Annotated in this window: 2 rRNA genes; both read right to left on the bottom strand. The window is 42.3% G+C overall.

Annotated elements, in window-relative coordinates:
- Positions 1–122: ribosomal RNA gene (locus tag CLTHE_RS01545) — 23S ribosomal RNA — on the bottom strand; the annotation flags it as partial.
- Positions 123–376: 254 nt separating this feature from the next.
- Positions 377–596: ribosomal RNA gene (locus CLTHE_RS01540) — 16S ribosomal RNA — on the bottom strand; the annotation flags it as partial.

The following is a 596-nucleotide window of genomic DNA, read 5'->3' as shown; positions in this document are numbered from 1 at the left end:
CTCATTCGGAAATCTTCGGATCTCTGGCTATGTGCGCCTACCCGAAGCTTATCGCAGCTTATCACGTCCTTCATCGGCTCCTGATGCCAAGGCATTCACCATACGCCCTTTGTAGCTTGACCTATTAATTAGTCATGTTTCAGATTTTACAATCTTGAATTAGTCACAAAGAATAGTATTTAAAATACATTTTCTTGGCTTTGTTGTATCAACAATTTATTTCAATGTGCAATTTTCAAAGAACAAAAGAGAAACTATGGTTTCTCAAAATTGAACAGGATATAAACAACCGAAACCTTCTTTTAAACAAGAAATTCGTCTTTTCCGAATTTTTTATTTACTAGTCAAACTTCTTGTTTGCTAGATTTCTCCATAGAAAGGAGGTGATCCAGCCGCAGGTTCTCCTACGGCTACCTTGTTACGACTTCACCCCAATCGCTGACCCTACCTTAGGTCGCTGCCTCCTTGCGGTTAGCTCACGAACTTTGGGTATTGCCAACTCTCATGGTGTGACGGGCGGTGTGTACAAGGCCCGGGAACGTATTCACCGCGACATGCTGATTCGCGATTACTAGTAACTCCAGCTTCATGTAGGC

It is taken from the genome of Clostridium thermobutyricum DSM 4928 (genome assembly GCF_002050515.1).
Taxonomy (GTDB): domain Bacteria; phylum Bacillota; class Clostridia; order Clostridiales; family Clostridiaceae; genus Clostridium; species Clostridium thermobutyricum.
The sequence above is the reverse complement of the archived record's forward strand: the minus strand, read 5'-3'. Positions and strand labels throughout refer to the sequence as shown.